This is a genomic window from Streptosporangium sp. NPDC000095, assembly GCF_042899335.1.
Taxonomy (GTDB): Bacteria; Actinomycetota; Actinomycetes; order Streptosporangiales; family Streptosporangiaceae; genus Streptosporangium.
Genome location: NZ_JBIAZS010000011.1, coordinates 191489 through 218013, shown reverse-complemented (window position 1 = coordinate 218013; position 26525 = coordinate 191489). Strand labels below are relative to the sequence as shown.

At 70.2% G+C, this 26525-nt stretch carries 22 protein-coding genes; 11 read left to right on the top strand and 11 right to left on the bottom strand.

The window, feature by feature from the left end:
* Positions 1-166: 166 nt before the first annotated feature.
* A complete protein-coding gene (gene dapE, locus ACFY3V_RS24570) occupies positions 167-1228 on the bottom strand; it encodes a succinyl-diaminopimelate desuccinylase (RefSeq protein WP_362899045.1) in 1062 nt (353 codons plus the stop codon).
* Between the two features lie 177 nt (positions 1229-1405).
* Complete coding sequence (locus tag ACFY3V_RS24565; RefSeq protein WP_389776504.1) at positions 1406-2254, bottom strand: 2,3,4,5-tetrahydropyridine-2,6-dicarboxylate N-succinyltransferase; 849 nt, start codon at positions 2252-2254, stop codon at positions 1406-1408.
* A 113-nt stretch (positions 2255-2367) separates the two neighbouring features.
* On the opposite strand from ACFY3V_RS24565, the gene ACFY3V_RS24560 reads away from it, so the two are divergent.
* Positions 2368-3147: a hypothetical protein gene (locus ACFY3V_RS24560; RefSeq protein ID WP_389776501.1), complete on the top strand. Its 780-nt coding sequence runs from the start codon at positions 2368-2370 to the stop codon at positions 3145-3147.
* A 177-nt stretch (positions 3148-3324) separates the two neighbouring features.
* Here the strand turns inward: ACFY3V_RS24560 and ACFY3V_RS24555 are convergent, their stop codons facing one another.
* The 3 genes from ACFY3V_RS24555 to fdxA form a co-directional block, all read right to left on the bottom strand.
* Entirely contained in the window at positions 3325-4002 is a 678-nt protein-coding gene (locus ACFY3V_RS24555) for a DUF4178 domain-containing protein (protein WP_362899039.1), read from the bottom strand.
* Between the two features lie 11 nt (positions 4003-4013).
* Positions 4014-5093 carry a succinyldiaminopimelate transaminase gene (dapC, locus tag ACFY3V_RS24550; protein ID WP_362899037.1) on the bottom strand — a complete coding sequence of 360 codons (1080 nt, stop codon included), beginning with the start codon at positions 5091-5093 and terminating at the stop codon, positions 4014-4016.
* A 251-nt stretch (positions 5094-5344) separates the two neighbouring features.
* Positions 5345-5671 carry a ferredoxin gene (gene fdxA / locus ACFY3V_RS24545; RefSeq protein ID WP_344902423.1) on the bottom strand — a complete coding sequence of 109 codons (327 nt, stop codon included), beginning with the start codon at positions 5669-5671 and terminating at the stop codon, positions 5345-5347.
* A gap of 160 nt (positions 5672-5831) precedes the next feature.
* Here fdxA and ACFY3V_RS24540 point away from each other — a divergent pair, with 160 nt between their 5' ends.
* The 7 genes from ACFY3V_RS24540 (at position 5832) to cysS (ending at position 16362) form a co-directional block, all read left to right on the top strand.
* Positions 5832-6032 (top strand): hypothetical protein, encoded by a 201-nt coding sequence (locus ACFY3V_RS24540; protein ID WP_350947917.1) that lies wholly within the window; start codon positions 5832-5834, stop codon positions 6030-6032.
* A gap of 282 nt (positions 6033-6314) precedes the next feature.
* Positions 6315-7376 carry an ABC transporter substrate-binding protein gene (locus ACFY3V_RS24535; RefSeq protein ID WP_362899035.1) on the top strand — a complete coding sequence of 354 codons (1062 nt, stop codon included), beginning with the start codon at positions 6315-6317 and terminating at the stop codon, positions 7374-7376.
* Between the two features lie 137 nt (positions 7377-7513).
* Positions 7514-8266 carry a methyltransferase domain-containing protein gene (locus ACFY3V_RS24530; RefSeq protein WP_350947919.1) on the top strand — a complete coding sequence of 251 codons (753 nt, stop codon included), beginning with the start codon at positions 7514-7516 and terminating at the stop codon, positions 8264-8266.
* Positions 8267-8377: 111 nt separating this feature from the next.
* Positions 8378-10957 (top strand): hypothetical protein, encoded by a 2580-nt coding sequence (locus tag ACFY3V_RS24525; RefSeq protein ID WP_389776494.1) that lies wholly within the window; start codon positions 8378-8380, stop codon positions 10955-10957.
* Between the two features lie 3 nt (positions 10958-10960).
* The gene (locus ACFY3V_RS24520) at positions 10961-13018 is read left to right on the top strand and encodes a UvrD-helicase domain-containing protein (protein WP_389776492.1); all 2058 of its coding nucleotides are present in this window, start codon (positions 10961-10963) and stop codon (positions 13016-13018) included.
* A 61-nt stretch (positions 13019-13079) separates the two neighbouring features.
* Positions 13080-14915 carry a sigma factor-like helix-turn-helix DNA-binding protein gene (locus ACFY3V_RS24515; protein ID WP_389776489.1) on the top strand — a complete coding sequence of 612 codons (1836 nt, stop codon included), beginning with the start codon at positions 13080-13082 and terminating at the stop codon, positions 14913-14915.
* A gap of 58 nt (positions 14916-14973) precedes the next feature.
* Positions 14974-16362, top strand: coding sequence for a cysteine--tRNA ligase (gene cysS, locus ACFY3V_RS24510; RefSeq protein WP_389776485.1), 1389 nt, complete (start codon positions 14974-14976; stop codon positions 16360-16362).
* A gap of 69 nt (positions 16363-16431) precedes the next feature.
* Here cysS and ACFY3V_RS24505 read toward each other — a convergent pair whose 3' ends face one another.
* From ACFY3V_RS24505 to ACFY3V_RS24495, 3 genes are all read right to left on the bottom strand, one after another.
* The gene (locus ACFY3V_RS24505) at positions 16432-16860 is read right to left on the bottom strand and encodes a type II toxin-antitoxin system VapC family toxin (protein WP_362899025.1); all 429 of its coding nucleotides are present in this window, start codon (positions 16858-16860) and stop codon (positions 16432-16434) included.
* Positions 16857-17093: a hypothetical protein gene (locus ACFY3V_RS24500; protein ID WP_389776481.1), complete on the bottom strand. Its 237-nt coding sequence runs from the start codon at positions 17091-17093 to the stop codon at positions 16857-16859. The genes ACFY3V_RS24505 and ACFY3V_RS24500 overlap by 4 nt, the downstream gene beginning before the upstream one ends.
* A 113-nt stretch (positions 17094-17206) precedes the next feature.
* On the bottom strand, positions 17207-18607 hold the full coding sequence (locus ACFY3V_RS24495; RefSeq protein ID WP_389776478.1) for a helix-turn-helix domain-containing protein: 1401 nt from the start codon (positions 18605-18607) through the stop codon (positions 17207-17209).
* 651 nt (positions 18608-19258) lie between these two features.
* On the opposite strand from ACFY3V_RS24495, the gene ACFY3V_RS24490 reads away from it, so the two are divergent.
* The 3 genes from ACFY3V_RS24490 (at position 19259) to ACFY3V_RS24480 (ending at position 23747) form a co-directional block, all read left to right on the top strand.
* The gene (locus ACFY3V_RS24490) at positions 19259-19849 is read left to right on the top strand and encodes an ATP-binding protein (RefSeq protein WP_389776475.1); all 591 of its coding nucleotides are present in this window, start codon (positions 19259-19261) and stop codon (positions 19847-19849) included.
* 221 nt (positions 19850-20070) lie between these two features.
* Complete coding sequence (locus ACFY3V_RS24485) at positions 20071-20988, top strand: aldose 1-epimerase family protein (RefSeq protein WP_389776472.1); 918 nt, start codon at positions 20071-20073, stop codon at positions 20986-20988.
* 218 nt (positions 20989-21206) lie between these two features.
* Entirely contained in the window at positions 21207-23747 is a 2541-nt protein-coding gene (locus ACFY3V_RS24480) for a penicillin acylase family protein (protein WP_389776667.1), read from the top strand.
* Between the two features lie 141 nt (positions 23748-23888).
* On the opposite strand, the gene ACFY3V_RS24475 is transcribed toward ACFY3V_RS24480, so the two are convergent.
* The 3 genes from ACFY3V_RS24475 to ACFY3V_RS24465 all read right to left on the bottom strand — a co-directional run bounded on the left by ACFY3V_RS24475 (position 23889) and on the right by ACFY3V_RS24465 (position 26524).
* Entirely contained in the window at positions 23889-25196 is a 1308-nt protein-coding gene (locus ACFY3V_RS24475; protein ID WP_362899015.1) for an MBL fold metallo-hydrolase, read from the bottom strand.
* Between the two features lie 58 nt (positions 25197-25254).
* Entirely contained in the window at positions 25255-25689 is a 435-nt protein-coding gene (locus ACFY3V_RS24470) for a hypothetical protein (RefSeq protein WP_362899013.1), read from the bottom strand.
* Between the two features lie 64 nt (positions 25690-25753).
* A complete protein-coding gene (locus tag ACFY3V_RS24465) occupies positions 25754-26524 on the bottom strand; it encodes a DUF6113 family protein (protein WP_389776469.1) in 771 nt (256 codons plus the stop codon).
* Between the last annotated feature and the right edge of the window lies 1 nt (position 26525).

Sequence of the window (26525 nt, the reverse complement as noted above, 5' to 3'; positions counted from 1 at the left end):
AACATGGAACCGGACTTTGAACAGCTCACGTCTAACCGAACGAGGGTGCTGCTCGGGACTGAAAGTGGCTTTCCCCGCCAAATGGCCGGCGAGGAAAGCCACTTTCATTTGCACCGCCCCTCCAGGCTCTCGCTCGTCGAGGCCCGCGCACGCCGCGAACAAGCCCTCACGACAGCCAGCCGAGCATTCCGCGCTCGCAGTCGGCGATCTTCGCCAACGAGACGAACTCCTCCTTCTGGTGCGCCAGGTTCGGATCCCCGGGACCGTAGTTGACGGCGGGCACGCCCAGGCCGGAAAAGAGCGAGACGTCGGTCCAGCCGAGCTTGGCCCGCGGCGTGCCGCCGACGGCCTCGACGAAGGCCGACGCCGTCGGATGGGTCAGGCCGGGCCGCGCGGCGGCGGCGCCGTCGGTGAAGCGGACCTCGTACCCGTCGAAGACCTCGCGTACGTGGGCGCGCGCCTCGTCCAGCGACAGGTCGGGAGCGAAGCGGTAGTTCACGGTCACCACGCACTCGTCCGGGATCACGTTGCCCGCGATGCCGCCGCCGATGCCCACCGCGTTCAGTCCCTCGTGATACTCCAGGCCGTCCACGACGGGAAGTCTCGCCTCGTAGGCGTTCAGGATCGCGAGCACCGGCTGGGCGGCGTGGATCGCGTTGATCCCGAACCAGGACCTGGCGCTGTGCGAGCGCCTGCCCCGGATGACGATCTGGGCTCGGAGCGTGCCCTGGCAGCCGCCCTCGATCACGCCGTCGGTGGGCTCCATGAGCACGGCGAAGTCACCCGCGAGCCAGTCGGGACGGGTGCGGCTGAGGCGGAGCAGCCCGTTACGCTCGGCCTCGATCTCCTCGCAGTCGTAGAAGACGTAGGTCACGTCCCTGCTGGGCTCGGGAAGGGTGGCCGCGAGTTTCAGCGCGACCGCGACACCGGCCTTCATGTCCGAGGTGCCGCAGCCGTACAGCCGGTCTCCCTCGACCCGGCTGGGCAGGTTGCCCGCGACGGGAACGGTGTCGAGGTGCCCGGCGATCACCACCCGCTCGCCGCGGCCCAGATGAGTGCGGGCCACGATCGACTCGCCGTCGCGTTCGACGGTGAGGTGCCGTAGCGGCCTCAGGGACTCCTCCACGGCGTCGGCCAGGGCCTTCTCGCCGCCGCTGACCGACTCGACGTCCACGATCCTGGCGGTGAGCTCCCCGACATCCTGCGTGAGGTCCAGACGCGTACTCATGCCCGCGACCCTAGTGCCCGCACGAGTCCCACGCCCACGCCCGGGTGCCCGCACGAGATCCCACGCCCAGGGAGCCCGCACGAGGTCCCGCCCCGTGGGAAACCCGCCGTGCCCGCGCCGGATCCGAACGGTCCTCCCGTCCCACCCGCGCCCCCACCGGTCCGGGCGCCGACGACCCTATCCGCGCAGGACGCGGTCGAGTTCGGCCCTGCCTGGTCTGTGGCCGTCCTTCAGGCGTTCGAGCACCAGGACACAGCCCAGGTCGAAGGCGCCGCCGGGAAACTCGCGCCGACGGGTGCCTCCGGTCGCCACGCACCAGTCGGGGACGCGCCCGGGCTCCAGTTCCTCGCCCGTCCGCACGTCGATCACCGGGGTCGAGCCCGACAGGATCGTCCCGGCGCCGACCACGGCACCCCGTCCCACCCGGGCTCCATCGGCGATCACCGCCCGGCCGCCGATCATCGCACCGTCCTCGACGATCGCGGGCACCGTCCGTTCCTCGGCGGCGAGGAAGGCCTCTTCGTTGCCGGGGTCGCCGCTCTCCCCGACGCCGACTCCTCCGGACAGGTGGACGTTCCTGCCGATCTGGGCGCACGAGCCGATCGAGGCCCACGTGCCCACCGTGCTGCCCTCGTCCACGTGGGCGCCGATGTCGACGAACGAGGGCATCAGCACGACGCCCGGCGCCAGGTAGGAGCCCCAGCGGGCGATCGCCCCCGGCACGACGCGCACCCCCTCGACGGAGGCCTTCAGCGGGACGCGGTCGTGGTGGTGGAAGTCGCCCACCTGGGACCTGGACGTGCCGAGCACCAGGAACGCGAGCATGACGGCCCGCCGGGCGCGCTCGTCCACGACCACCTCGCCGGCGCGGGAGACCCCGGCGACCCGGACCTTGCCGCTGTCGAGCACGTCCACCGCGCTCACGACGACGGCGCGGGCCTCGGTGTCGGCGGGGCTCAACTCGGCCCTGCGCCGCCACAGCTCGTCGACGGCCGCGGGCAGCGGGCCGGCATCGCTCTGGGTCATGGCCGGAGCCTACGTTCGCGGCGTTCTACCAGACCGCGCAATCGCTGGGGACCTGTAGGTTCTTGACCGTGCGACGGCGCTTCTCAAAAGGGGTCATCGCGATCATCGCGATCGTGACCGTGCTCGCGGTGGCCATCACCGTGGGTCTTCTCAGCCTTCTCAGAAAGGTGACACCGCTCGTCGACCTCGGTGAGGGATGCAAGATCACTACGCCCGAGGGATCTCTGGAGCTGGACCTCGAACAGGCCAAGGTGGCCGCGGTCATCGCGGCCGTCGCGGCCCGCAGAAAGCTGCCCGAGCGGGCCGTGGTGATCGCCTACGCCACCGGCATCCAGGAGTCCAAGCTGGAGAATTTGACGGGCGGCGACCGCGACTCGGTCGGCGTGTTCCAGCAGCGCCCCTCCCAGGGGTGGGGTAGGCCCGAGCAGCTCGTCGACCCCGTCTACGCCTCGGGAAGGTTCTTCTCCGCGCTGGTGAAGGTGCGAAACTACCGCAAGCTGCCGCTCCACGAGGCGGCCCAGGCCGTGCAGCGCTCGGCGGACGGGTCGGCGTACGCCCAGCACGAGGAGGACGGGAAGGTTCTCGCCGCGGCGTTCACCGGGCGCGTGCCCAAGGCGGTGCACTGCTGGTTCCCCGCCCCGACGGGCAAGACCCCGCTCCCCGACGAGCGGAGGGCCGCGCGCGAGCTCGCCAGGGCGCTCGGAGCGGGCAGCGCCTTCGAACCCTCCTCGCGCAAGCGCGGCTGGCTGGTGGCCGCCTGGTCGATCGCCCACGCCAAGGAGTTCGGGCTGGGAGGGATCCGCTACGACGGCCAGGCATGGACGGCCGCGAAAAGCCACGACGGCTGGCGGGCCGACCCGAAAGCCTCCGCCAGGAAAGTCGATCTGTCCTGATCGTCCGTGACCTGCCGGGGACGGCGGCCCCGCACACCCCGCATTTCGTACACCGTGAGTGAGGAGCCCGGCGGGCCCCACCGCGACTCGCTACGCGACGAGTGCGTCCACATCGCGACCGGACAGGTCGGGTTCGGGTCGACGTACAGGGCGTCGGAGTGATCGGAGGCGTGTGGCCTAGCTGCCCTTCTTCTTTTCGATCTTGATCGTGCCGGGGGCGAGGGGCTGGGCGTGGGAGGCACTCCAGCGCTTGCCCTGGAGGCGTTCGAAGCTGAGCAGGCGGCCGTCGGCGGCCCGGTAGTCGGCGAAGTCGAGCAGGCCCCGCTCGGGCATCGAGGTGACCCCCTCGCCCCGAAAGGCCGCGGTGCCCCGGTCGACGGGGAAGAAGTCGACTCCCTCGACGCTCAGCGTGGCCTTGGCGGGGATCATGCCCTCCGTGGGCACCTGCGTCCACAGCAGCACCTCAAGGTGCGGCGGATCATCGGTGGCCAGCCCGGGGCGCATCTGGATCGAGAGCCACTGGGGACGGCGGGTGCCGTCGTCGAGGCGGTACTCGGTCCACTGGGTGCCCTGCCACGACAGGTACAGGGCGCCGAGGACCCTGCTGCGGACCCCCTGGCACTCGATCGTGTCGCCGACCCTGATCGTGCGGGGGTCGGGGTAGTCGATGCCGACATGGCCCGCGGACGGTTGGGCCGACGGCTGCGCGGCCTCAACCGAGGGCAGGGGCGTCTCGCCGGAGCGCTCGGACTCGTCGGCCTCCCCGTCCTGACGCGTCGTCGCGAGGAACGCGACGAACAGCAGGACGAGCGTGGCCACACTCAGTCCGAATATCACGACGACCTCGGGGGTCATGCCGCGCGATCCTACTGGAGGCGCCGCACCGCCGCAGCGACGCGTTCGTCGTCGGCCGTCACGGCGATCCTGATGTGCCTCTCGCCCGCGGTCCCGTAGAAGTCGCCGGGCGCGACCAGGATTCCCTTCCCGGCCAGCGCGCGGACCTGGTCCCAGCAGCCGGCTCCGTTGGACGCCCACAGGTACAGGCCCGCGGTGGAGTGCTCGATCTTCCAGCCGGCCGCCTCCAGGGCGGGGCGGAGCGCCGCACGGCGGGCGGCGTAGCGGGCCCGCTGCTCCTCGGCGTGCTCGTCGTCGTCCAGGGCCACGGCCATCGCCGCCTGGACCGGCGCCGGCATGATCATGCCGGCGTGCTTGCGTATCTCCAGCAACCGCTTGACCAGCGCGGGGTCTCCCGCGACGAACCCGGCCCGGTAACCGGCCAGGTTGGAGCGCTTGGACAGCGAGTGCACCGCGAGCAGGCCCTCGTGCGAGCCGCCGCAGACGTCCGGGTGCAGGATCGAGACCGGCCGCTCCTCCCAGCCCAGCTCGATGTAGCACTCGTCGGAGGCCACGACCGCGCCGTGCTCACGCGCCCACGAGACGACCTTGCGCAGGTGCTCGGCGGGCAGCACCCTGCCGGTCGGGTTGGACGGGGAGTTCACCCAGACCAGCGGCACCCGCTCGGGACCGAGCGCGAGCAGCCCGTCGGTGGCGTACGGCTCGGCGCCCGCGAGCCGCGCTCCCACGTCGTAGGTGGGGTAGGCGAGCTCGGGCAGGATCACCCGCTGCCCCGGGCCGACACCGAGCAACGTCGGCAACCAGGCCACGAACTCCTTGGAACCGATCAGCGGCAGCACGTTCGCCTGGTCGAGGATCACGCCGTGCCTGCGTCGCAGCCACCCGGCGGCGGCCGAGCGGAGGCGCTCGGTGCCGTACGTCAGCGGGTATCCGGGACTGTCGGAGGCATCCGCGAGAGCCTGCCGCACGATGGCGGGCACCGGGTCGACGGGCGTGCCCACCGACAGGTCGACGATCCCGTCCGGGTGCGACGCCGCGAGCTCCTTCAGCGGCGTGAGCCGGTCCCACGGGAAGTCCGGCAGGCCGTTCATCGGAGCCTCGCCGGGGCACTCGAAGCCGCTGACCGGTCGGGAGTGGCGTTCATGGTGATCAGCCGTCGTCTTTCACTGGAACTGGGCCCGCCGATGACATGGCGAGGGATTTCGCCGGAACGAGGTCCCGCGATGGCGATGCGATTCACCGGAACAGGGTCCGGCGATGGCGGTGTGATTCGCCGGAGCGGGGTCCGGCGACGGCGGCTCGAGGGAACGGCCGTCGCGGCCGCCCCCTCGGACACCGACTCCTAGTGGCTCTCGGCCTGCGGGGGCAGGGCCGCGACGACCGGGTGGTCCTTCTCGATCTTGCCGACCTTGGAGGCGCCGCCGGGCGACCCCAGGTCCTCGAAGAAGTCCACGTTCGCCTTGTAGAAGTCCTTCCACTGCTCGGGAAGGTCGTCCTCGTAGAAGATGGCCTCCACCGGGCACACCGGTTCGCACGCGCCGCAGTCGACGCATTCGTCGGGGTGGATGTAGAGCATCCGCTCACCCTCGTAGATGCAATCGACAGGGCACTCCTCGATGCACGCCTTGTCCAGGACGTCCACGCAAGGCTGCGCGATGACGTAGGTCACCTCGGGCTCCTTCTTCTTTACGCACCTAGGCACGACTTCGACCGCGAGTTGCTAAGCCCTAGTATTGCCGTGCCCGCCGCGTCTCTGAAACGGGAGGGGGCAAAAGCCGGTGGCCTTTCATGTCAGCGCTCGCCTGAGCATCACCATAACCCCTTCCGACGTGGGCAAAAGAGTCACCACTCGGAGAAGGGTCCCCGAGGGATTTCGCGACGCGGTCGGCGAGTTGGAGTTCTGGCGGGACGGCGTGCTCGGTGTGCGCAGGCGGAACGGCGTCCTGGTGGAGATCGCCGAGGAGACGCTCGCCGCGGCGAAGGTCGTTCCCGAGTCTCCACGGCCCCGGGGGCCTCGCACCGGCGCGTGAACGGCGGCACAGAGACTCCGAAGGACTCCAGGGGACTTCCGGGGACCTCAGGGGATTCCACCGGAGCCTCGCCGGGATGCTCGGAGCCGCCGACCGGTCAGGACGGGCGCCCTGCGGGTAAGCCACAGACCTCACCGGAGTCTCGCCGGGACTCTCGGAACCCTTGACCGGTCAGGATGGGCGCCCGGTGGGTAAGCCGCTCGCCAAGACACGTGTAAGCCGTTCGCTAAGAAGCGTCGCGCCTGCTCGACCAGGGGAATGACAGCGGAGAGCATTCCGCTCGTGACCGTACGTACCAGCGCCGCAGCCGCCGTGATCCTCACGGCCACGATCGCCGGATGTGGCGCCCCGGCTCCTCAGAACGTCCAATTCCCGCCTCTCAACGTGCAGGCCGCCTCCCTCAAGGAGGGCTTCTCGACGATGGAGCGCCTCGTGGAGGCCGCCAGGCAGGAGGGGGCGCTCACGGTGATCGCGCTGCCGCGCGACTGGGTGAACTACGGCGAGATCATCGACACCTTCTCCGAGGAGTACGGGATCAAGGTGCACCAGTTGGAGCCCGACGCCGGAAGCGCACGGGAGATCGCGGCCGCGGACGACCTCAAACCGGACGTGTTCGACCTGAGCATGGACGTCGCCGCGGCCAACGCCGCCCGTTTCGCCCCGTACCGGGTCCAGGGCTGGCAGGACATCCCCGACCGCCTGAAGGACCACAGGGGCTTCTGGTACGCCGGGTACGGCGGCTACATGTCCATCGGCTACGACCCGACCAGGGTCACGGCCCCCGCGTCCTTCTCCGACCTGCTCAAGCCGCGCCACAGCGTCGCGCTGCCCGGCGACCCCCGAGAGGTCTCCGCGGCCTTCAACGGGGTGATGGCGACCTCCCTGCGGGGCGGCGAGGCGCGGGCGGAGCGGGGCGTGGAGTTCTTCCACCGCCTCAAGAAGGCGGGCAACCTCGCGGCCACCCCCAAGGCGGCCTCGGTCCTCGTCGACTGGGACTACAACAACACCGAGCGGGCCGCCGCCGACAAGACGTGGAAGGTGATGATTCCCGGCGACGCCGTGCTCGGCGCGTACTACGTGCAGGCCATCAACAAGCGGGCCCCGCACCCGGCCGCGGCCAGGCTCTGGCAGGAGTTCCTGTTCTCCGACAAGGGGCAGAACCTGTTCCTGAAGGGTTACGCCAGGCCCGCGAGGATGGAGGCCCTCCAGATGCGCGGCACCCTCGACCAGGAGCTGGCCGCGAAACTCCCCGCCACCAACGCGAGGCCGGTGGTCCTCACCATCCCGGAGATCGACACGGCGAGGGCCTATCTCCAGCGCGAGTGGGCCGACAAGGTGAGATAGCCCTGAGGCCGCTGAGGCTGCTGAGACTGATATGTCGCGACTTCCCAGAGGCTCTAAAGTGTCTGGAGAGTACCGATAAGAGGCTTCGCGTCTCAGAATGTGAGCTGATCGTCTTGCGATACGACACCCCGAGCTTGATGAGGTGGAACGCTCGCGCCTACGACAACAGCTTCGGGTACGTCTCGGCGCACGGCGCCCCCCTGGTCGACCTCCTCGACCCGCAGCCCGGGGAGCGCATCGTGGATCTCGGCTGCGGCACGGGAATGCTCGCGGCCGAGATCACCTCCCGGGGCGCCTACGTCCTGGGGATCGACGGATCGCAGGCGATGATCGAGAAGGCCCAGGCGCAGCATCCCGGGCTGGACTTCGTCGTCGGCGACGGCCGAAGCTTCACGGTGGCCAAGCCCTACGACGCGGTCTTCTCCAACGCCGCCCTGCACTGGATGGGCCAGGAACCGGACGCGGTGATCAGCAGGGTCCGCGAGGCCCTCACGCCCGGCGGGCGGTTCGTGGCCGAGATGGGCGGCGCGGGCAACTGCGCCGCGCTGACGGCGGCGCTGTCCACCGCCTGGCGGGAGTACGGGCTGCCCGAGCCCGGCCTGCCCTGGTACTTCCCCACCCCCGCCGAATACGCCACGCGGCTGGAGAAGGGCGGCTTCACCGTCCGCCTGCTGGAATACTTCGACCGGCCGACCCCGCTCGACGAGTGCCCCGGCGGGGCGGCCGACTGGGTGCGGATGTTCGCCGGCTCGCTGCTCAAGGAGGTGCCCGCGGAGATGGTCGACCCGCTGCTCCGGCGGGTGAACGAGCTGGCCGCCCCCGCCCTGCGTCGGGAGAGCGGGTGGATGGCCGACTACGTGAGACTGCGGTTCGCGGCCGTACGCCGCTGAACTCACCCAATGCGCCGAGGTAATTTGCCAGACTATGGTCTGTTCCATGAGTCTCGTTCCCCGGCCACATGGGGTGACTCGGGCGGCTTGAGGGGCTGGTGAAGGGAACGGATGAACTTCTGTCTGAGTGACCTCGTGCCGCCGCTGCGCTGGAGCGACGCGGCCACGATCCCACTTCTGCGCGAACAGCCCGACCTACCGGACGCTTGGTGGCGGAGCCTGCCGATGGCCCGCGTGCTCGCCGTGCTGGGTCCGGAGAGGCTCGCCGACATCCTCGCCTCGATCGTCCTGAACCACTGGCCCGCCGCCGCCCTGGGTGACGTGCTCCCCGCCCTGCACGTCCTGGACCCGGACGAGGCCGACGAGCCCTCCACGGCCATCGCCCTCGACCGCGCCGGGTCCTGGTCAGGCCTTCTCGCGCTGACCGGCCACGACCTGCGCGACCAGCCGTTCATCCAGCCGGTCCCCCTGCTGCACGTCCTGTTCACGGCGGTCTTCACGCGCCTGGCGGTCCCCGCCCACGCGATCCCGCCGGCGCACGCGGCCGCGTCCTCCGGGGCCGCGTCCTCCAGGGCGGCCGGGGCCGCTCACGGGCCCGTCGCGGACGGTGCCGCCACGCGTGGAGCCCTCGCGGGCGAGGGAGCCGAGAGCGGGTCCGTCGCGAGTGGATCCGTCGCCGGAGGGCTCCGGGCGCCGGACGGCCCGCCCGTCGTGGCGGACCTCCGCGCGCAGACCGTGCCGGAAGAGGCCGAGAACGTTCCCACGCCGGAGCCCGAGGCCCCCGTGCAGCCGATGGTGTTGCCGAAGCGCAAGGCCCGCCGGGAGCCACCGGTAACCGACGCCCGCCGCCCCGACGAGGCCCCCGGATCGCTCTTCCAGCCCGCCTCGACGAGGAAGAGCCCGTCGGCGAGCACCTTCCAGCGGGATGACGCCTTCCCGTGGGAGGGGGCGAGCGCGTTCGTACCGGAGGACCGGTTCGCGCCCGCTCCCGGGGAGGCGGAGCCCGCCTCCGGAGCCGGACCTGCGGAAACCGGAGCCGGGTTCCTGGAAACCGGGGCCGAGCCCGCGGGGGCCGGTCCAGTGGAAAACGGGGCCGAACCCGCGGACGTCGAAGCCGCGGAAACCGGGGACAGACCTGCGGAAACGGAGGCTGAACCCTCGGAAGTCGAGGCCACGGAAACCGGAGCCGCGGAAACCGGGGACGAACCTGCGGAAACCGGGGACGGACCCGCGGAAACCAAGGCTGAACCCTCGGAAGTCGAGGCCGTGGAAGCCGGAGCCGCAGGAGCCGGATCTACGGAAGCCGGAGCTGCGGAAACCTCCGAGCCGGACGTGGAGCCCGCCGCCGAGACAGCTGAGACCGGCGCGGAAGACGCCCACGAGGACGACTCCGAGGACGCCCGCGCACTCCCCGACGCCCCCGAGCCGGTCGCGGAGAGCGGCGAGGCCGACAGGCGTGACGAGGGTGACGACGAGGGCCGCGACGACGGCGACGAGGCTCGGCCGGTGCGGAAGAACCTGCACGCGCTGCTGGACGGCGTCTTCGCCAACGTGGAGGACAAGCGCTGGGCGGTGGCGCAGAACAGGTTGTTCAGCGACGCCCCGGCGACCGTGGAGGCGCTGGCCAAGCTCTTCGCGGTGTCTCCCGAGGTCATCAGCGAGATCGAGGCCGATCTGCGCCGGGAACTCGCCGAGTGGGTCGCCTCCGACGAGGCCGCCCCGTACCGGGAGCACCTGGAGGGGGTGAAGGAAATCCTCGGCAAGGCCGCGCCGAGGGAGCGTCTGATCAACGCGGCCGAGTGGCACACCGGGGAACTGCATTCCCTCGACGTACCGGCCTGGCAGTTCGTGCTGGCCACCCTCCCCGGCTACCACCTGGTCGACGAGTGGCTGGTGGAGGGCGACATCACCGAGCTGCGCCACCGTACCCGCGACATGATCAGCGGCGCCAAGCCGCCGCTCACGATCAACAAGGCCCTCGACATGGTCTCCTCGCTGGGCATTCACCCCGAGGTGTCCAAGGAGTGGCTGGAGAACGTCCCGCAGCTTCGCATCCTCGGCGCGGGCGAGCGGTCTCCCCAGCGTTCGAACGGCGCCCCGGCCCTCACCGTGGAGAAGCCGGGTGACGGGACCGGCGAGCCGCCGGGCGGCGGGGAGCCGAGGAAGGCCCCGTTCCGCCCGCTGAAGGACGTCTCGCTCACCAGGCGCTGTTTCCGGCAGCCGGACGGCCGCTGGTGGCTCAGGATCGACGTCACCGAAGAACACCTCGGGGGCACCGAGTGCCCGCTGCCCAGCGGGTTCGCCGCCTACCTCGGGATGTCGCCGGGCGAGGGCCGCACGGTCAGCAGCGCGGTCGGCGAACTGGTACTCAGCTGGCACGACAGGCCCGTGCTGGAGTCGCTCAGGACGCTCCTGGAGGACGTGGGCGCCAAGGAGGGCAGTCACCTGTTTCTCACCCTGTCCGACGAGGGGGTCCTACGGGCCAGGCACCTGCCGCTCGCGGGCGAGGAGGTGGAGACGACGGCGCGGGCGCTGCGGCTGGTCGGCTACACCGCGGCCGGCGGCACTCCCGAGCAGGCGAGGCGGGTCATCGCCACCCGGGTCGGCATGACGGGCCCCGTGGGCTTCCCGGAACTCCTCACCAGGCTTCGAGAACGCGGGGACCGCGATCTCCTGTCCCTGTTGGCCTGACCCATGCCCCGCCTCGCCATCTCCCCCGACTTCCCCGTCGAACTCGGCGCCCTGGCCCAGCCGGTGCGCAGGGACGTCGTGGTCTCGACGCGCAGGTTCCTTCAGAACGTGGCGGGCGCCCCGCACCCCGAGCGGGTCAGGGGGGCGAGGGACCCCCGGGTGGCCACCCTGTGGCTGGCCGAGCGGTACCGGGGCGTCGTGGTCAAGCAGCGGGACGTGTACTGGCTGCTCACCGTGCTGCCGGACGCGGAGGCGTGGGCGTACGCGCAGCGCTACCGGTTCGGCGTGAACACGGCGCTGGGCGTGGTCGAGATGTGGGACGCCGAGGCGCTGGACCGGGTGCGGCCCGCGGTGCGCCGGGCGGCCGAGGCGTCCGCGACGCGGCTGTTCGTCGACATCTGCGACAGCGACCTGGCCGAACTGGGGGTCGACGGTCGTTTCCTGCCGCTGGTCAGGCAGATCACCGACCAGCTCACCCTGGAGGCGCTGGAGCCGCTGCTGCCCCCGACGCAGTACGAGCCGCTGGCGGCGCTGGCCAGGGGCGAGTCGATGGCCGGGGCGTGGCGGGAGCTGGAGAACTGCCGCGCCGTCGCCGCGGGCCCCGAGCCGATCAATCCCGAGGACTTCGGCGCCGCGCTCGTGCGCAGCCCCGACCGCGCCGTCTTCGTCGAAGATCCGCGCGAGCTGAACCGCGTGCTCGACGCGCCCGGCTGGTGCGTGTTCCTGCACCCGCCGCAGCACCGGCTCGCGTACTGGGAGTCCTACCAGCAGCCGACGCTGGTCACCGGAGGCGCGGGCACCGGCAAGACGCTCGTCGCCCTGCACAGGGCCGCCTACCTGGCCAGGCGCGCGAGCGGGCAGATCCTGCTCGTCACCTTCTCCCAGGGGCTGAGCGCCGAGCTCGCGACCAGGCTCGACCTGCTGATCGAGGACGAGGTGGTCCGCAAGCGGATCGAGGTCGGCAACGTGGACCGGCTCGCCCACCGCGTCGTCGCCGAGGCCGAGGGGCGCCCGCCCTCGCTGATCGGCGCCGCCGAGCTGACCGCGCTCTGGGAGGAGACCGAGACCGGTCACAGCCCGGCGTTCCTGCTGCGCGAGTGGGAGCAGGTGGTCCTGGCGCAGAACCTGCGGACCCTGGACGAGTATCTGGCGGCCCCCCGCCCCGGCCGCAGCGTCGAACTGTCCGGTGAGGAGCGCGCCTCCGTGTGGAGGGCCGTCGAGCACGTCACCGAGCAGTTGCGGGTACGCGGCAAGCGGACCCTGCTGCAGCTCGCCTCCGAGGCGTCGGTGCTGCTCGGCCAGACGACGGGGGACCTGCTGGAGGAGGCGGAGCCCGCGCGGGAGCCGTACCGGCACATCATCGTGGACGAGGCGCAGGATCTCCACCCGGCGCAGTGGCGGCTGCTGCGGGCGGCGGTGCCGCACGCCCGCGACGACCTGTTCATCGTGGGCGACCCGCACCAGCGCATCTTCGACACGCGGGTGACGCTCGGCGCCGTGGGAATCGACGCGATCCAGCAGCGTCTGCGAGTGTCGTACCGGCTCCCACGGGAGATCCTGTCCTGGGGAGTCCGATTACGCGGGGGCGGTCCCGCCGACGGGCTCGTCAAGGGTGTGCAGGAGCTTTACGGCTTCAGGGGCACCCGGCACGGGCTCCGGCCGATGGTCCGCGCCTACGATTCACCGCAGGACGAACTGACGGGTCTGGTGGCACAGGTGGGACAGTGGGTGAATGAGGGTGTGACGCCCGAGGAGATAGCGGTGGCTGCCAGGACCGCCGGCCTCGTGCGTGACGCGCGGGCCGCTCTGCGTGATCTGGGGGTACGGGTGACGACGCTGCACGGCATGAAGGGACTGGAGTTCCGCCGGGTCGCGGTGATCGGCGTGACCGAGGGGATCGTCCCCGACCTCGACTCCCTCACCCCGATCGGCGAGGACCCCGCCGCAAGGGCACACGACCTTCAGCGGGAACGCGGCCTGCTGTATGTGGCCTGCACCCGGGCCAGGGAACTTCTTTACGTTTCTCATTACGGACGGGCAAGTCCATTCCTTCCTACCTGACCACATAGTCTGAAATGCGGATATATTCCCCTTTGCCGGTTGGACCTCAATGAACCTCAGTTTGAGCGACATCGCGCCACCTCTGCGCTGGACCTCTCCCGGCCAGGTGGCGCCGATCGCGACCGACCCCCGCCTCCCCGAGGCGTGGTGGCAGGCGCTCCCGCTCGACACCGCCTGCTCGACCATCGGGACGTCCGAGGTGGCCGGCCGCCTGGCCGACCTCGCCCTGGCGTGCTGGGGCCACCTGATGCTCGGTGACGTCCTCCCCCTGCTCAGGTTCGCCGACCCCGCCGCGAGCGCCCGCACGCCGGAAGGACTCGGCCGCGAGGTGGTGCACAAGCTGTTCACCGGGGTGCTGGAACGGCTCCTCGAACCGATCACCGAGGAGAGCGTCACCAGGATTCGCCCCTCCCGGCCCGACCGGCCGCTGCCCGAGCTGATCGACGAGGTCTTCACCGCACTGGACGAGCGGCAGCGGGCCATCGCCAGGGACCGGCTGTACGCCTCCCAGCGGGCCACCCTCGACGACCTGGCCCAGCGGTTCTCGGTCACCAGGGAGCGCATCCGGCAGATCGAACGCGACCTGCGCGACCACGTCGAGGCCTGGCTCGCCAAGGAGGACGCGGCGCCGCTCATCGCCCACGTGTCGTGGCTGCGGGGCCGGCTGGGCTCCGCCGTACCCGCCGACGACCTCGCCGCCGCCGTCCCCTGGCACCGCACCGAGCTCGCCACGCTGGGCATCCCCTCCTGGCGGTTCGTACGGACCCTGCTCACCGGCTACGAGCAGGTGGACGGCTGGCTGGTCGCCGGAGGCGCCGACGAGCTCAGGGAGAAGACCCGGCAGCTGTTCACCGACGGGCCCCGCCCGATGGACGAGGCCGTGACGCTCGCCAGCCAGCTCGGCATCCGCGAGGACGTCGCGGAGCGCTGGCTCATCGCGGTGCCCCAGCTGCGCGTGCTGGAGAACCACGTGGTGCCCTGGCCGCGCAGCGTCAACGACAAGGCCGAGGCCGTGCTCGCGGTGGCGGGCGGCCCGCTCACCCCCGAGGAGATCCAGGAACGCATCGGCGAGGACTACAGCCTCGTCGGCATCCGCAACCAGCTCACCGCCGACGACCGTTTCCTGCGGGTCGACCGGAACAAGTACGGGCTCGCGCGCTGGGGCGGCGAGCAGTATCTGGGCATCCGGGAGATGATCGTCCGGGAGATCGAACGGGCCAACGGCGAGGCATCGGTCAACACGATCGTCACCAACCTCACCGAACGCTACGACGTGAGCGAGAGCTCGGTCCGCGCGTACGCGGGCGGGCCCGGCTTCGAGCGTACGCAGCGCGGGTGGATCAGGGTCGCCGGAGCCGAGCAGGCCGACTACCAGCCGCGCAGGGACGTCTCCGAGACCCGGCGCTGCTTCCGCAGCCGCGACGGGCGCTGGTGGCACCGGGTGGACGTGAACGCCGAGCACCTGCGCGGCTCGGGCTCGCCGCTGCCGACCGGTTTCGCCGCGCACCTGGGCATGGCCCCCGGCGGCCAGCTCACCGCCGCCACCCCCTCGGGCGACGTGGTGATCAGCTGGCACAACCAGCCGACGATGGGCTCCATCCGTCCCGTCCTGATCGCCGCCAACGCCTCCGAGGGCGACCACGTCTTCCTCACGGTCTCCGACGGCGGCGAGCTGCTCACCCGCTACCTGCCCGCCGCCTCACCGACCCTGCCCGCCCTGAACCGGGCACTGCACCTGATCGGCTACACGGCGCCGGTGGCCTCAGAGGCGGAGGGCATCCGCCTGATCGGCGCCCGCATCGGCCTGTCGGAGGGCTGCACCCGCGAAGAGGTGATCACCCGCCTGCGCGACCGGGGCGACCGCGAGATCCTCGCCTTCCTCGAAAGTAGTGTCTGATTGTTGTGCGTGAAGCCCGTTCCGTGTGGGGGTGCGGTCGATTGCGTAGGCTCGACACATGCTGCGCCTGTATGACACACGGAATCGCCGGGTCGAGCGGATCGTCCCCGAGGGGAGCCGTTCCCTGCGGATGTACACCTGCGGCCCGACCGTCTACAGGTCGGCCCACGTGGGCAACCTCCGGTCGTACCTGCTCGCGGACCTGATCAGGCGGGTCAGCGAGCGGCAGAAGGTCCGGGTGGTGGCCTGCCGCAACATCACCGACGTCGGGCACCTGGTGGACGACACCGAGATCGACCCCTCCGGCGAGGACAAGGTGCTCGCCCAGGCCAGAGCCGAGGGGCGGGGCATCCTCGAGGTCGCGCGCTTCTACGAGGACGCCTTCGTGGCGGACACGACCGCGCTGAACATCCGCCCGCCCGAGCACTCGCCCCGGGCGAGCGAGTCGATCGACCTGATGATCGAGATGATCGCCAAGCTGATCGAGAAGGGACACGCGTACGCGACCCCCGACGGCTCGGTCTTCTTCGACGCCGCATCCTTCCCGACGTACGGGGAGATCTCCGGCAACCGGCTCGACCAGCTGAGGCCGGGCCACCGGATCGAGGCCGTCGACCCGCGCAAGCGCTTCCACGCCGACTGGGCGCTGTGGAAGCCCTCCGAGCAGGGGCTGACCTGGGAGACCCCGTGGGGCCGTGGCTTCCCCGGCTGGCACATCGAGTGCTCGGCCATGTCGCTGCGCTTCCTCGGCGAGAACATCGACCTGCACACCGGCGGCATCGACCTGCGTTTCCCGCACCACGACGACGAGCGCGCCCAGTCCGACGCCACCGCCGGGCACGAGGTAGTGCGGCACTGGGTCCACGGCGAGCACCTGCTCTTCGACGGGCGCAAGATGTCGAAGTCCACCGGCAACGTCGTCCTGCTCAAGGACGTGGCCGACGCCGGTCTCGACCCGCTGGCCGTACGGCTCGCGCTGCTTGAGCACCGCCACCGCCAGCAGATGAACCTCACCTGGGACACCCTGCGGGCCGCCGACAAGACCCTGCGCCGCTGGCGCGGCCAGGTGGCCGAGTGGTCGGAGTCGCCGAGCGGCCCGATGCCCGCCGACCGGGTCGCCCGGATCGAGGCCGCCTTCGACGACGACCTCGACACCCCGCTCGCGCTGCGGCTCATGCGCGAGCTGGAGCGCGACGGCTCGATCTCCCCCGGTTCGCGCTTCGAGGCGTTCCTGCACCTCGACCAGATCCTCGCCCTGGACCTCTCCCTCGACATCGGCAAAGCGGTCAGGCCGAAGACCTTGCCCGAAGGCGCCGCCGAACTGCTCGATCGGCGCTCACGAGCCCGCGACGCCAAGGACTGGGCCGCCTCCGACCTCCTCCGCGACGAGCTCGCCGCCCTCGGCGTGAAGGTCGTCGACACCCCCGAGGGCCAGACCTGGTCCTGACGATCAGGCGAATATCGTTCTGAGGGCGTCGTCTTTACAACCCGTCCATCCCTCCTTGAGGTGGCCGTTTCAGGCGGCGATCACCTGAATCTGGGACTCTAGCCCGGCGAAGTCGTCGGGGTTCCGGGTCACCAAGGGGAGGCTGTTGGCTGCAGCGACCGATGCGATCAACAGATCAGCGAGTCGCTTACGTGGCTGGCGGCCGAGGTCCAACACGAGGGCGTAGATGATTCCGTAGGCACGCGCTGCGTCGGTGTCGAAAGGAATCGGATCGAAGGTGGACTCCGCCCACTGCAGTACCGCCTGCCGTACGGCTCGTGTGTCGGCGGCTTTGGCCGCGTGCGGGCCTGCCGCGAGTTCGGCCATCGAGATGGAGCTGATCGCCGGACGCAAATCGCCTGGACGGCAGCCGAGAACGTCGGCGATGCGCTGCTCGTCGAGTCGTTCGAGATCGATGACGGCGGAGGTGTCCAGCAAGAGGCTGTGCTGGTCGCTCACCGAGCGTCCCCGAGCAGGGTGTCTTGATCGATCGCGACATCGACGTCGCTGCGGAACTCGGCGTAGTCGATGCGCGGCAGGTGAGCAGCTGTCCGCTTGAGTTCGTTCCATGGCACGAAGGTCTGGCGGCCGGTGACCAGCCGGAGCGCGTGGGCGCGGACCTCGACCAGTTGGTCGGGGGTCAGCTGCTCGACGAGGTGGTGTACGTCGTCGTAGTCATGGGCGGCGGTCATGCCTTGAGTGTACGCACGACTCTTGCCCAAGCGGCTGGAAATACTGTGGGTGCAGGCTCGCGGCCTCGGCTGCCTCGATCCTGACCTCCGAAAGCCGAGGCGTCGTGTTCGATTCAGACCGACCGGCTGGCAGTCAGCGCGCGTAGCTCACGAGCGGCAGGCAGAGCACGGGCCTGCTCAGGTAGAGCGCCGAGCACGAGTTTTGCATCCATCGCATAGCGGGTCATCCAGCGCTCGATGGAAAGATCATCGACAATCTTGAAGGCCTCTTGTGCGGCCTGCTCTGGATCGGTGCGAGCATGCAGCGCGGCACGGTGCAATCGAATCCGGGGCAACGTCTGATCGCTAACGGGATACAGACCTTCGGCGGCGTCCTGCGACTGAGCAGCGTTCTTCACATCACCCGCGAGGGTGTAGATCAGGCTCCGATCGAACCACAGTCCGCGTTCGCCAAGTCTGTGAAACGCGCCGGTCAGGGCCGGAAGCCGGTCGAACATCTTCTCGGCTTCTCGCAGTGTGCCGACTGCGTCCGTGTGAGACCCCATCGCCGCGAGTGTTTTCGCCTCTGCGGTCAAGGCGGCCACAAGCGGAGCAGTTGGCTGCTGACCGGCCAGACGGCGAGCCTCCTGGGAGAGTTTGAGAACCTCCGTGAGGTCCTCGGCTGGATCACTGCGCCGGTGGAGCGCCTCACGGCTACGCAACCAGGAGGCGAGCAGCCGATCTCCGGATTCGTCGATGAGCGCTCTGGTTGTTCTCCACCAGCGGCGCGCCTGTCGGCGATTGCCCATGTCGGTCCACTTTCCAGCGATCAAAGCGGCATGTCGGGCGGCGGCATGGGTCAGATCTCGTCGTACAGCGTCGGGTTGCTTACGGGCAAGGTGGGGCGCCATCTCAGCGAAGTCAGCGGCGAGCGCGGTGAGGACGACTGCGGGCGGTTCGGTGCGGGCGGTTTTCGCGTGCGCGGCGGCGGCGTCCTCCCAATCGTCGATCATCACCCCCGACACGCTCGCACCGGCGATCCGAGGCTCAGACGCCTGCCAAGCATCCGTCAGAGCGGCCAACGCAGGCGCCACGGCACCGCCGACGGCAACGACAGCGGCATCCCGGATGAGCCGTCTGCGCTCCATATCCTCGCCCTCGTCCCAGCTTGAGGTCTTTACCTCGACGGTACTCTTCCGCAACTGATCGGCGTCAACCATGGCCGCACGAAGTGCCCGTGCCATGAGTTCGCCCCCCGCGTCGAGTTCGGCATCGAGGGCCGTGATCGCCTCAACAGGCGGACGGTGCTTCCCCTGCTCCCACTTGCCGATCAGCGAGAAGTGCCACCGGACCCGCTCGGCGAGATCGCGCAGGCTCAGCTCACGGCGCTCCCGCCACGCTCGCAGGGTGCGACCGAACTCCTGCCACTCCGTGGAGGCATTCGCTGTTGATTGTCCAATCACGTCTGCCCTCGTGATCCGTCGCATACGTCGCACGAGCATCGGCGCGACGCATTGTGTCTTGTTGAACACCATCCGTGACTTCGACTATGGGCGCCAGTCAGCGTCACGTAAAACGGAACGCCGTAGGTGGACCAGGCCATGCGGAGTCCCTTGATCGAAAAGGAGTCGCGATCCATGAGCGACGCCAGCGCCACCGTGCCCGCAACCGCCGCCCCAAGATGGCGATTGATCATCAGCCGAACGCCGTTCCCCTGGGGCGCGTCGCAGGTCGGGACGAAACCCGACGCGCGACAGGCTGTGACGCCGTGCGGGCGGAAGTTGCCGCCCGGGGTGTGGCCACGCGAGACACACCGAAAAGGGGCGACGGCATGAGCACGTCCTTCATCGAGGCGGATGCGGAGAGCCTTCGGCACGAGCCCGGCGAAGACCTCCGGGCACTGCGCACGCTGACGCTCCGCTTTCCCGACTGGTGTCCCTGGTACGGCCACGCCACCGGGCGCTGGTGGGCATTTTCCCCCACTCGATATCGGCAGTACGTCGGCTTTGTCGAGGCCGACACCCCCGCCGAACTTGCCGCGCGGATGCGGCACATCGAGGACTTCCACCCTCACCCCGAACAGCAGGACCAGCCGGTCGGCACCGACCACCGAACAGCCGACAGGGACATCGGGGTCGCCGGAGGTTGTGAGAACGCCGAGATCACGAGCAAGGGAGGTGACCGGGATGACCGTACGACTGTTGTCCGTCCTCGTCGGCGTGCTCGCCGACCGATTCCGGACCACGACCGGCGACGCCACCCGACCGGCTCACCCGGCCGCGCTCTGGTCGCCGGACCCGGGCCGGATACCCGGCTGGTCGACGACGCCGAACCACGCTCCCGTCATCTCCCAGCGGTTCACGGCCACCACCGACCAGGTCAGGCCCGCACGGAACTTCGTCGCCGAGATCCTCGGCGACGATCACCCGCTCCGCGACGACGCCGTGCTCCTGACCAGCGAACTCGCCACCAACGCCATCGAACACTCCAGCGGACTGACCAGCACCGAACCCGCCGACACCGGAACCTCGAACGCCGGAAGCGCGGACGTCACACCGGTCGACCGGCCACGGGAGTTTGTCGTCACGGTGGCCTTCACCTTGCGCGGCGTCATCGTCACCGTCCAGGACCCCGGCTTCACCCGGATCCCCCACACCGGAAATCCCCGACCCAATGCCACCGGCGGCCGAGGACTCCTCCTCGTCAACGACCTCGCCACCCGCTGGGGCTTCCACCGCGACCTCATAGGAACCGTTGTCTGGTTCGAACTCACCTAACAGCCCGGCGCGGCGGCACGATCCTGAAGGAGCAGCGCCGCCACGTCCTCAACCAACGGAGCATCCGGTTTCGAGGCTGGGGATATCTCTCCACGCGCGCGCACAAGGAGCGATTAGAGGAAAGCAAGTGACCCGTGGGGGCCGTTTCCGGTCATCATTCTCTTTCAGCCGCGCGGTGGTTGGTGGATGGGGGGCGGCAGCAGGAGGTGTTGAATTGCCGGGTGAAAAACATCGCGCCCACAGGGGCCCAACACACCATCTCGGACGGCGGTTTCCAGGCCGTCGTCACCGAGCTCGGAGCAGGACTACGGAGTCTCACCCTGGACAGCCGTCCGCTCGTCATCGATTTTCCCGAGGACGAGCCCCCGCTCGGCGGGGCGGGGCTGCCGCTGCTTCCCTGGCCGAACAGGGTCGAGGACGGCCGCTACACGTTCGACGGCGAGGAGCGGCAGCTCGCGCTGAGCGAGCCCAAGACCGGCAACGCGATCCACGGCTTCTCCCGGTCGTTCCCCTGGACGGTCCTCTTCCACGACGACAGCTCGATCCGACTGGGGATGCGGCTGTTCCCCCAGCTCGGCTACCCGCACGTCCTTGACTTCTCCGTCCGGTACGCGCTGGGCGCGGCCGGCCTGGAGGTCGAGGTGAGCGTGGAGAACGTCGGCGCCACCGACGCGCCGTACGGCTTCGGGGCTCATCCCTACCTGTCCCTGGGCACCCTCTGCGCTTTGGACGATGCCCTCCTGGAACTCCCCGCAGCCCAGTGGATCGCGGTGAACGACCGCAAGATCCCCACCGGCCGCCACGACGTCGAGGGCACCGAGTACGACTTCAGGGTCCCCCGCCCGATCGGCGGGACGGAGCTCGACACCGCGTTCACCGGTCTGGAGCGCGGCGCCGACGGCCGGGTGCGGGTCACGCTGGCGGCCCCCGACGGGACCGGGGTCGAGCTGTGGGCAGGCGAGGGGATCGAGTGGCTCCAGCTCTACACCGGTGACACCCTGCCGGAGGGTCACCGCCGTCTGGGGCTCGCGGTGGAGCCGATGACCTGCCCGCCGAACGCCTTCCGCAGCGGTGAGGACGTCATCAGGCTCGCCCCCGGCGACCGCGCCGTCCACCACTGGGGGATCGGCCCAATCTGACCGGCGTCCCGGCCCGCTCCTGAGGGTTCGGGTCGTACGAGCGGAACCGGGTCAGACGGCTCGCGGCCACCGTGCCGTGGGCGTTGACCAGGTCGGTAGCAAAAGTCTCATACGCGCATCTTCGCCCTGACGTCGGTGCCGACCCCATGGGGGTGGTGCCACACTTGCGGAAGCATGTCGCCTAGGAGGTTTTTGTGAGGTTCCGCCCGTACGCCTGGATGCCCCGCCCACTCACGTGGCTGGCGCGGGTGCTCACCGTTCTTCTGGTGCTCGGGCTGCTGCTCGCCGGAGCGGGCGTATGGAGCGTACGAGCGTCCTTCCCGCAGCTCGAAGGCGAGCTCAAGGTGGACGGCTTGAAGGGAAAAGTCACCGTATATCGCGATAAGACGGGCATCCCGCACATATACGCAGACTCCCCAGAAGATCTCTTTCTCTCCCAGGGCTACGTCCACGCCCAGGACCGTTTCTTCGAGATGGACTTCCGCCGCCACGTCACCGCGGGACGGCTCTCGGAGATGTTCGGCTCGGCGACGCTGACCGAGGACAGGGTCATCAGGACCATGGGCTGGCGGAAGGTGGCCGAGAAGGAACTCCCCCTGCTCGACGAGCGAACCCGGCGCTACCTGGACGCCTACGCGGGCGGGGTGAACGCCTGGATGAAGCGGAACGACGGCTTCGCCGACAAGAGCCTGGAGTACGTGCTGTTGCGGGCGACCAGCCCGGACTACCGGCCCGAGCCGTGGACCCCGGCCGACTCGCTCGCCTGGCTCAAGGCGATGGCCTGGGACCTGCGCTCCAACATGACCGACGAGATCGGCCGGGCGCTCGCGGCGAGCAAGCTGCCGCGCGGCCGGGTGGAGCAGCTCTGGCCCGACTACCCGTACGAGACCAACCAGCCGATCGTCACCCGGGGCTCGGTCGGCGAGCGCGGGTTCCGCCAGGACGAGGAGCCGAAGACGGCCGAGCCCGAGCCGTCGGGGGTGGCGCCCGCCACCGGGGCGCTCACCCGGGCCGCCGAGGCCATCCGCGCGGTGCCGAGCCTGATGGGCGACCCGGCGGGCGGCAGGGGCATCGGCTCGAACTCCTGGGTGGTCGGCGGCGAGCACACCGAGTCGGGCAAACCGATCCTCGCCAACGACCCCCATCTGGGGCCGGGCATGCCCTCGGTCTGGTACCAGGCCGGGCTGCACTGCCGCGTCAAGAGCCCCGAGTGCCCGTTCGACGTCACCGGATTCACCTTCTCCGGTGTACCCGGCGTGGTCATCGGCCGCAACGACAAGATCGCATGGGGCTTCACCAACCTCGGCCCGGACGTCGCCGACCTTTACCTGGAGCGGATCAAGGACGATTCGTACCTGCTCATGGGCGAGTGGAAGCCGATGACCATCAGGACCGAGACGATCAAGGTGGCCGGGGGCGACGACGTACGGCTCACGGTGCGCGACACCATGCACGGGCCGATCATCTCCGACGTCCTGGAGAGCGCGAAGAACACGCTGCCCGGCATGGACGCGGTCTTCGAGGAGAAAGGCGACGCGGTCGCGCTCAAGTGGACCGCCCTGGAGCCCGGCAGGACCGCCGACGCGATCTTCTCGCTGAACGTCGCGCAGGACTGGCAGGAGTTCAGGGCGGCGGCGAGCAGGTTCGAGGTGCCCGCGCAGAACCTGATCTACGCCGACACCGAGGGCAACATCGGCTACCAGGCCCCCGGGCGGATCCCGGTGCGGACCCGCGGCGACGGCACCTGGCCGGTGCCCGGCTGGACCGGTGAGTACGCCTGGCAGTCGACGATCCCCTTCAACGAGCTGCCCAGCCTCTACAACCCGCCGGAGGGCTACATCGTGACCGCCAACAACGCGGTCATCGACCCCGCCCGATATCCGTACAACCTCACCAAGGACTGGGCGTACGGATACCGCTCCCAGCGCATCCTTCAGCGCCTCCGCGAGGCGCTGAAGGACGACGGCAAGGTGGACGTGGCGGCGATGAGCGCGTTGCAGCAGGACAGCGACAACGGCCTCGCCCGCTTCCTGGTGCCCAGGCTGCTCGACGTCGAGATGGCCGGGCCCGCCAAGGACGCCCGCGAGCTGCTGCGCGACTGGGACCACGGGCAGGGCGCGGACTCGGCTCCCGCGATGTACTTCAACGCCGTCTGGCGGCACCTGCTCATCGAGACCTTCAACGACGATCTCCCCGAGGGCGCCTGGCCCCAGGGCGGCGACCGCTGGTTCGAGGTCGTACGGGTCATGCTCGACAAGCAGGACGAGGCGTTCTGGGACGACACGACCACCCCACGCGCCGAGACCCGCGACGACATGCTGCGACGGGCGATGGCGAGGGCCTACGACGAGCTGAACGGCCTGCTCGGCCCGGACGTCAAGGACTGGCGCTGGGGCGACCTGCACTCCCTGGAGCTCGTCCACCAGACCTTCGGCACCTCGGGGATCGGCCCGATCGAGTGGCTGTTCAACCGGGGTCCGTTCCCGGTCGCGGGCAGCGACGACGCCGTCAACGCCGCGGGGTGGGACGTGCGGGACGGTTACGCGGTGAGCTGGCTGCCGTCCATGCGGATGGTGGTGGACCTGGCGAACCCGGACAAGTCCCGATGGATCAACCTGACCGGCGCCTCCGGCCACGCGTTCCACGACAACTACTGGGACCAGGCGCCACTGTGGGCGCGCGGCGAGACCACCCCCATGCTCGCCGGCCAGGAGGCCGTCAAGAAGGCGGCCACCCACACCCTGACGCTCATCCCCTGACGCTCGGTCCCCGAGGCGTGGCCCCTGAGAGGCGAGGGCTGCGCCTCCGGGACCCCTGACGGCCGCTTCCGGGCCGCTTCCGGGCGCGGGGCGAGCCCTCGCGGCCCGGATCCCCGTTCCTCCCGCCTCCCCGAAGCGCTGTCAGGGCGTCAGGACGCGGGACTCGCCGACGGCGAGGTCCCACAGGTCGGCGCGGTCACGTCCGGCCTGTGCCCAGGCCACCCTCGCCTCCTCCACCGGCGCGAGGAGCGACTCCCCCGACAGGACGAACGTGCCCCAGTGCATGGTCGCCATCCGGCGCGCCCCCACGTCCTGGCACGCCCGCACGGCCTGCTCAGGATCGACGTGCGCGGCCTGCATGAACCAGCGGGGCTCGAACGCCCCCACCGGCATCAGAGCCAGGTCGATGCCGTCCGGGTAGCGGGCGCCGATCTGCGCGAAGCGCTCACCGTACGCGCTGTCCCCGGCGAAGTAGATCGTCTGGTCGTCGGAGGCGATCACCCAGCCGCCCCAGAGGGTCTTGCAGGTGTCCCAGATCGACCGGCGGCTCCAGTGGTGGGCGGGGACGAAGTCGAAGCGGACGTCCCCCACCCGGGTGCTCTCCCACCAGTCGAGCTCGGTGACGTCACGGAATCCGCGCCGGGTGAACCAGGACCTGAGCCCGGCCGGTACGAGGACGGGCGTGCTGCGCGGCAACCGCCGCACCGTCCACGCGTCCAGGTGGTCGTAGTGGTTGTGGCTGATCACCACGGCGTCGATCCTGGGCAGGTCCGCCCACGCGACGCCGGGCGGGGTGAGGCGGGGTCGGTGGACACCGACGATCTTCCTCGCCCAGACCGGGTCCGTGAGAATGGTGAGCCCGCCGATCTGCACCACGTACGTCGCGTGTCCCACCCAGGTGACGACCGCCTCGGTCCCCGTCGGCCGTGGGAGCCCGTTCCTGTGGACCGGGATGCGGTCCGCGTCCCCGACATCGGGCCGGAGCGTGCCGTGCCAGGCGACCGCCAGCAACTCCTGGAACGTCGGGATCGGCGAGGTCAGCCGGTCCCTGAAGCCATCCGGCCACGACCGTCTCGGCAAGGGCTCCGGCCGCCTCGGCGGCGCGGGCGGTACGGGAGGCGCGGGTCGCACGGAGGTCCCGAACCGTACGGGGAACTCCGCCCCCGTCGAGGTTCCCGTCGAGAAAGCCGGCGAGAGAGCCAACGAGGGGGCCGTCGAGGGAGCGGAGAGCACGGAGGAACGGGATGCCGCCTCGGCGATGGCCGTACGCGGTCCTGAGGGGCGATCCCGCACCGCCCGGCCGGCGGTGCGGCCCAGTTTCCTGAGGGCTCGCGCCGGTCGCGCGGTGAAGCGGGCCGACCATCCGGGACGCCATGGAGGCACCGCGACGAGGCCGTCGAATTCCGCGGGCAGGTGGGAGGCGGTTGCTGGGTGGGAGGTCTGTGACATGGGCGGCCCCCTTCGGTCATCGACAGCTCACCCCTTGTAGATCCCCCCACAGCGGGATTCATTCCTTTTGTGGGGATCTGGTGTTACGCCACCAGGGCGACCTTCGGACGTAGTTGCCGTCCTCCAGGTTCGCCAGCCGCTCGAAAAGGTTCCACGAAGCCTGGTTTCCGCAGATCATCATGGAGACGACCACCGCGACGACGTAGAGCGGGAGCATCGGCAGGCCCACGCAGCACATGTACTGGGAGGCGTGCCGGTCCTCATGCTTGAGCAGGGCACCGGCGAGGAAGCCCTCCGGGTGCTTGGTCAGCACCACGTTCCCCACGGTGAACGCCGAGGCGATCGGGAACCCGAAGCGGTAGCCGTACGCCAGGAGCAGCCCGTCGGGCCCGGGCGTCACCCGGGCGCGGCCGACGCGCGCCAGGAGCAGCCCCAGCGGTGTGGACAGGTTGATGTAGTTGAGGGTTCGCCGTACTCGATGTAACCGCCGCATACCCGGATTGTCCGCCATCGGGGCGGCGAGCGACAGACGCCCCGGGACGCCGAGCGGGGCCGCGTCAGGGAGCGGACGTGCCCGGTGGTGCGGGTGGGGTCTGGGAGCCGGGAGGGACCCGGCCGGGCGGGGTTTGATCCGGCCCGGTCCGGTCGGGCTGCACGGAACCGGGCACGACCGAGTCGGGCGGCACCGCACCGGACCGGGCCGAGCCGGACGCGACCGAACCGGACTGAGCCGAGCCGGACGCGACCGAACCGGACTGAGCCGAGCCGGACGCGACCGCGCCGGACTGAGCCGGGCCCGGCGGAATCCCCGGGTCGGACGTCGCGGGCGAGGGCGGAGAACCGGACGGGGAACCGGACGGAGGCGGGGAATCCGACGGTATCGGCGCGGACTCGGGACCGGAACGGTAGCCGTCCGAGGTGGGCGGCCACGTCCCGCCCAGGGTGGCCGACGGCGAGAGCATGATCCCCACCGTGACCGCCGCGAGCCCTCCGTAGAGGTAAAGGTAACCGGACAGGTCGTTGGCGATGACCAGGTCGCCCTCCGGCCGTCCGGAGATCCAGATCATGGTGATCAGCGCCCAGCCCGCCACGAACGCCACGGCCGCGGACTTGCCGTGCGTCATCCGGCCGGCCCCGTAGGGGATCGCGAACAGCAGGGCGAGGCAGACGACGGCGGAGACCGGGACGGGCCTGATGTACCAGGAGTGCTGGAAGCCTCCCAGAACACCCAGCAGCAGCCCGAGCACGAAGAGCACGGCGTTCGTCGCCACGGCGACAACCGTCTCCGAGGGCGCGCGCACAGCCGGGACCTGCTCCATCACAAGCATC

What these genes read in the sequence shown, in the direction of transcription:
- ACFY3V_RS24470 (WP_362899013.1), bottom strand. Translation starts at nt 25,689, where the DNA reads ATGCGGCGGTTACATCGAGTACGGCGAACCCTCAACTACATCAACCTG.
- ACFY3V_RS24500 (WP_389776481.1), bottom strand. Translation starts at nt 17,093, where the DNA reads ATGACCGCCGCCCATGACTACGACGACGTACACCACCTCGTCGAGCAG.
- ACFY3V_RS24495 (WP_389776478.1), bottom strand. Translation starts at nt 18,607, where the DNA reads ATGGTGTTCAACAAGACACAATGCGTCGCGCCGATGCTCGTGCGACGT.
- ACFY3V_RS24555 (WP_362899039.1), bottom strand. Translation starts at nt 4,002, where the DNA reads ATGACCCCCGAGGTCGTCGTGATATTCGGACTGAGTGTGGCCACGCTC.
- ACFY3V_RS24475 (WP_362899015.1), bottom strand. Translation starts at nt 25,196, where the DNA reads ATGTCACAGACCTCCCACCCAGCAACCGCCTCCCACCTGCCCGCGGAA.
- ACFY3V_RS24465 (WP_389776469.1), bottom strand. Translation starts at nt 26,524, where the DNA reads ATGCTTGTGATGGAGCAGGTCCCGGCTGTGCGCGCGCCCTCGGAGACG.
- ACFY3V_RS24565 (WP_389776504.1), bottom strand. Translation starts at nt 2,254, where the DNA reads ATGACCCAGAGCGATGCCGGCCCGCTGCCCGCGGCCGTCGACGAGCTG.
- ACFY3V_RS24480 (WP_389776667.1), top strand. Translation starts at nt 21,207, where the DNA reads ATGCCCCGCCCACTCACGTGGCTGGCGCGGGTGCTCACCGTTCTTCTG.
- ACFY3V_RS24530 (WP_350947919.1), top strand. Translation starts at nt 7,514, where the DNA reads ATGAGGTGGAACGCTCGCGCCTACGACAACAGCTTCGGGTACGTCTCG.
- ACFY3V_RS24520 (WP_389776492.1), top strand. Translation starts at nt 10,961, where the DNA reads ATGCCCCGCCTCGCCATCTCCCCCGACTTCCCCGTCGAACTCGGCGCC.
- cysS (WP_389776485.1), top strand. Translation starts at nt 14,974, where the DNA reads ATGCTGCGCCTGTATGACACACGGAATCGCCGGGTCGAGCGGATCGTC.
- ACFY3V_RS24490 (WP_389776475.1), top strand. Translation starts at nt 19,259, where the DNA reads ATGACCGTACGACTGTTGTCCGTCCTCGTCGGCGTGCTCGCCGACCGA.
- dapC (WP_362899037.1), bottom strand. Translation starts at nt 5,093, where the DNA reads ATGAACGGCCTGCCGGACTTCCCGTGGGACCGGCTCACGCCGCTGAAG.
- dapE (WP_362899045.1), bottom strand. Translation starts at nt 1,228, where the DNA reads ATGAGTACGCGTCTGGACCTCACGCAGGATGTCGGGGAGCTCACCGCC.
- ACFY3V_RS24525 (WP_389776494.1), top strand. Translation starts at nt 8,378, where the DNA reads ATGAACTTCTGTCTGAGTGACCTCGTGCCGCCGCTGCGCTGGAGCGAC.